Here is a 3,865-nt window from a genome sequence, read left to right as displayed (position 1 = left end):
GCCGCGCTCGGCTTCGACGCCGACCCCGCGGTCGAGGCGATGCCGCACGCCACCGCGGTGTCGCTGTCGGGCACCGGCCCGAGCGTCGTCGCCGTCGCGGACCCCGACGACCCCGAGACCGACCTCGACGCGGTCGCCGACGCGTGGGGCGACCGCCCCGGCGCGCTGCGACGAATGACGACCAGGAACGACGGCGCGGCCGTCGAGTGAGCGCCCGTGAACGCACCACCGACCATCCCTACCACGCACCACCGACCCGACCCCACTACCAATGAGTGACACACCCAACGCGGAGGACCGGAGCCTCGACGAGCTGCGGCGCGAGATCGAGGACATCGACCGCGAGATAGTCGAGCTGATCGCCCGCCGAACGTACGTCGCCGACACCGTGGCGGCGGTGAAAGAGGAGCGCGACCTCCCGACCACCGACGAGGGGCAAGAGGAGCGCGTGATGGAGCGCGCCGGCGAGAACGCCGAGCAGTTCGACGTGGACGCGAACCTCGTGAAGGCGATCTTCCGGCTGCTGATCGAACTGAACAAAGTTGAACAAAGAGAGAGCCGGTAGCTCAGTCGAGGCCGAGACTCAGCTGTAACGCCTTGTCGACTTCAGCCATCGTAGGTCCGTCGAGTGAACCGACGACCGAGTGAATCCGTTCCGGAACCGAGACGGTTCGAATCTGGTCGAGCCGGATTGCCGAATTCTTTTCCAGCGGTGACCCGTCCGCCTCGACGAACACCTCGAACGGATACTCGCGGTAGGTCCCCGTGACGGGCGCGACGATGGTCGTACTGGAGTTTCGGTTTCCGATATCGTTCTGAACGACCACGGCCGGGCGCGTCTTCTCCATCTCGTGTCCTTCAGCGGGGTCGAGTCGAACGATAACCACGTCGCCCCGTCGCACGTCCGTGCCGTCACTCATCGAGGCTTTCCCACGCCTCGTCGGACGTTTCGCCCCACTCCTCGGCGAGTGCCTCCGCGCTCTCGGAGGCCTCCCGATAGGCGGCTGCCAGCTCGTCGTCGTCCGGTCGGTCTGACTCTACCTCAACGACTGCGACGGTTACGCGCTTGTTCGCGTACTCGGTGCCGAGGTAGACTCGACCTCGGTCGTCCGTCTCGTTCGTTTTGAGGTCTGTTGCGTCGACTTTCATCGAGGAACGGTACGGACCCACCGCGGATATGTGTTACCCACTATTACCCACGGATTTCCCGTAGAAGTTACAGGATGTATTATGGATTTCAGCTACCTGAACAAGGTCGAACAGCGAGAGAGCCGCTAGCGTTCTCTCAGACCGAGGCTACATCTGAGCGCCTCGTCGACTTCCTCCATCCGGGACGCCGGCACGGAGCCGAGACTGGCGTCGATACGATGCTCGATAGATACCGTGCGAATCTGACTACAGGGAGCGACCGAGTCCTCTCGAAGCGGAGACTCACCGGCCGAGACGAGTACCTCGAATGGGTACAGTTCGTCTCCTCGCGAGGTCGTGAACGGGACGACGATAGTCGTCGGCGCATTCTCGTTCCCAATGTCGTTTCGTACGACTAGGCACGATCGTGTTCCTCGTTGCTCGGACCCCTCTGTCGGGTCGAACTCGACGATGACGACATCGCCGCGGCGGACGTCCATCGATTACCACTCGGGAGCATCACCGAGGTACTCGTCGGTCTCGCGAGACACACCGTCCATCTCCTCCGCGAGGGCTTCGGATTCCGCTGCGCGTCGTCGGTACCCCTCAGCGAGTTCCTCGCGAGACATCGGTTTTTCGATGGTGATTTTCCCGTCCTCTTCGTGAACCAGTACCTCGTCTCCGCCGCGGATGCCCAGCTTCTCTCTCAGTTCTTTCGGGAGAGTGACTTGCCCTCGCTCACCGACCTTCCGTTCCTTGATCCGGGTCATATATATTCATATTTTATTCATATCTACATGTTTTTCCCTCGGAGAAGCGGTGGAGTGAGGCGGGCCACCGGCGACGTGCGCAATTTTTGTTCAGGGTGCGAGTAACGCGGGAACGCGCTCGCTGCTCACGGGCGGTCGATCGAAAGAACGGGAAACGCGGCCGCGGTCGCGGATCGCCCCGCCCGCTCCGCGGACGCACTTCGCTAGGTGTCGCCGCTCGGGCTGAACACCGATCGCGTGGTCGACAGCGCCTCCGGAACGACTCCCGTCGGTCGGTCGACCCACGGCGAGCGGACGGTTTTCTCCACGATTCGGTCATGGGGAGAGTCCCCGGTGGTCTCGGTTCCCATCGTGAGTTCGTGGTGAATCTCGACGGGCCGACACGAACGGCGCGCCGCCGCCTCGGCGGCTCGTTGCCCGATCCGGCGTGACGGAATTCGGTTCCCGCCTGAAACCGTTGGCGGTCGGGAGCCACCGATTCCGTCACGTTTTACACCGGCCCGAAGGGAGTCGCGGGCAACTCCGTGGTGTCGGTATTCCTTCTGGCCGGCGCGCTCGGCGTCTCCTTCGCCGTCGCGGCCGTTACCGGCGCGAGCAGCGTCTCCGTCTCCATGGCACCGGCGGTCGGGGCGAACTCGACGGGCGTGCTCCGGGGCGCGTTCCTCGTCGGGCTCGTCGGGTTCGTCGGCGCCGTGGCACAGGGCACGGCGGTGACGCGCGGGGTCGGAACCGAGATCGTCTCCGGTCCCGTCTCCTTCGAGATGGGGACGATCGCCCTGCTCGTCATCGGACTTTACGTCGGCCTCGGGATCTACTTCGAACACTCGATCCCCGTCGCGTTCTCGACCTTCGGCGCGATCGCCGGGGTCGGGCTGGCGGCGGGGTACGACCCGAACCTCGACTACTGGTCGCTCACGATCACCTCGTGGGTCGCCTCCGGGGTCGCCGCCGTGATCGTCGCGTACGGACTGGTCGGTCTCATCCGTCGATACGTGCCGGTTTCGGACCGAACCGACCGCGCGGTCGAGAACGCGGTCGTGTTCGGCGGGATCGTGTTCTCGTTTATCGGCGGCGGCAGTCAGGTCGGACTGGCGGTAGGGCCGCTCGTCGGGACGGTCAGCGACATCGGCGTCGGGATCCTGCCGCTGATCGCCTTCGGGGGGCTCGGGATCACAGCGGGGGCGTGGCTGAAAAGCCCCGTCATGTTACAGGCCGTCGGGCGACAGTACGCCAGCCTCGGCCAGCGGACCTCCCTCGCCGTGCTCTTGACCGCGATTCCGATGGTTCAGATCATCGCGAACACGCTCGGCGTGCCGATCTCGTACAACCACATCATCATCAACAGCATCGCCGGCTGCGGATTCGCCGGCGCGGGAAGCGGCGTCGACACGCGCAAGTACGCCGGCACGCTCGCGAGCTGGCTGCTAACGCTGGTGGGATCGACGGGGACGGCGTACCTGCTGTACCTCGCGAGCCAGCACGTGCGGTAGCGGCGGCCGGCAACTGGGACCGGCCGGGGGCGCGCGCCGACTCGACCACGCTTTTGGTCCGTCCCGCCGAACCCCGGGTATGACACGCGTCGCCGAACTCGTCGCCTATCCGCTGAAGTCCTGTGACGGCGTCGCCGTCGACCGCGCGGCGATCGGTCCCGAGGGCGCGCTCCGCGGCGACCGCTCGTACGCGCTCGTCGAGGCCGGCGTCGACCCGGAGAGCGCCTCCGTCGGCGGTGGCGGCGGCTACGTGAACGGGAAGAGCGAGCCCGCGGTTCACGGGTTCCGCGCCGAGTACGACCTCGCGGGGCCGGCCGACGCCACGCCGACCGCCGTGACGCTCTCGCGGCCCGAGACGGAGTGCGCCCCGGCCGACGAGCGGACTTTCGCGCTCCCGGAGGAGGGCGACGAGCTGGCCGACTGGGTCGGCGAGTACCTCGGCTACGAGGTCGACCTCGTCCGCGACGACGCGGGGGG

General features: G+C 66.2%; 7 protein-coding genes and 1 pseudogene. 4 read left to right on the top strand and 4 right to left on the bottom strand.

The features are described 5' to 3' along the window. Both ACI944_RS12760 and ACI944_RS12755 read left to right on the top strand, forming a co-directional pair. Positions 1-210 (top strand): annotated as a pseudogene (locus ACI944_RS12760) (shikimate kinase); the annotation flags it as partial. A 61-nt stretch (positions 211-271) separates the two neighbouring features. Beyond that, positions 272-565, top strand: a complete 294-nt coding sequence (locus ACI944_RS12755; RefSeq protein WP_411719417.1) for a chorismate mutase — start codon at positions 272-274, stop codon at positions 563-565. A gap of 1 nt (position 566) precedes the next feature. On the opposite strand, the gene ACI944_RS12750 is transcribed toward ACI944_RS12755, so the two are convergent. The 4 genes from ACI944_RS12750 to ACI944_RS12735 form a co-directional block, all read right to left on the bottom strand. Next, positions 567-920: a type II toxin-antitoxin system PemK/MazF family toxin gene (locus ACI944_RS12750; protein WP_411719416.1), complete on the bottom strand. Its 354-nt coding sequence runs from the start codon at positions 918-920 to the stop codon at positions 567-569. Beyond that, positions 913-1,149 carry a hypothetical protein gene (locus ACI944_RS12745; RefSeq protein WP_181691905.1) on the bottom strand — a complete coding sequence of 79 codons (237 nt, stop codon included), beginning with the start codon at positions 1,147-1,149 and terminating at the stop codon, positions 913-915. The genes ACI944_RS12750 and ACI944_RS12745 overlap by 8 nt, the downstream gene beginning before the upstream one ends. Before the next feature lie 125 nt (positions 1,150-1,274). Further along, the gene (locus ACI944_RS12740) at positions 1,275-1,628 is read right to left on the bottom strand and encodes a type II toxin-antitoxin system PemK/MazF family toxin (RefSeq protein ID WP_411719415.1); all 354 of its coding nucleotides are present in this window, start codon (positions 1,626-1,628) and stop codon (positions 1,275-1,277) included. A gap of 3 nt (positions 1,629-1,631) precedes the next feature. Further along, the gene (locus tag ACI944_RS12735) at positions 1,632-1,898 is read right to left on the bottom strand and encodes an AbrB/MazE/SpoVT family DNA-binding domain-containing protein (protein WP_411719414.1); all 267 of its coding nucleotides are present in this window, start codon (positions 1,896-1,898) and stop codon (positions 1,632-1,634) included. A gap of 524 nt (positions 1,899-2,422) precedes the next feature. Here ACI944_RS12735 and ACI944_RS12730 point away from each other — a divergent pair. Both ACI944_RS12730 and ACI944_RS12725 read left to right on the top strand, forming a co-directional pair. Then, positions 2,423-3,388 (top strand): anion permease, encoded by a 966-nt coding sequence (locus tag ACI944_RS12730; RefSeq protein WP_411719413.1) that lies wholly within the window; start codon positions 2,423-2,425, stop codon positions 3,386-3,388. 79 nt (positions 3,389-3,467) lie between these two features. Then, positions 3,468-3,865 (top strand): MOSC N-terminal beta barrel domain-containing protein (locus ACI944_RS12725; RefSeq protein WP_411719412.1); only part of this gene is annotated, 398 nt, incomplete at its 3' end.

This window comes from Natronomonas sp. (genome assembly GCF_046710025.1).
In the GTDB taxonomy this organism is placed as follows: Archaea; Halobacteriota; Halobacteria; order Halobacteriales; family Haloarculaceae; genus Natronomonas.
This window is presented reverse-complemented; position numbering and strand designations above follow the sequence as displayed.

Coding starts and splice junctions, on each gene's coding strand:
- ACI944_RS12755 (WP_411719417.1), top strand. CDS start 272: ATGAGTGACACACCCAACGCGGAGGACCGGAGCCTCGACGAGCTGCGG.
- ACI944_RS12740 (WP_411719415.1), bottom strand. CDS start 1,628: ATGGACGTCCGCCGCGGCGATGTCGTCATCGTCGAGTTCGACCCGACA.
- ACI944_RS12745 (WP_181691905.1), bottom strand. CDS start 1,149: ATGAAAGTCGACGCAACAGACCTCAAAACGAACGAGACGGACGACCGA.
- ACI944_RS12735 (WP_411719414.1), bottom strand. CDS start 1,898: ATGACCCGGATCAAGGAACGGAAGGTCGGTGAGCGAGGGCAAGTCACT.
- ACI944_RS12750 (WP_411719416.1), bottom strand. CDS start 920: ATGAGTGACGGCACGGACGTGCGACGGGGCGACGTGGTTATCGTTCGA.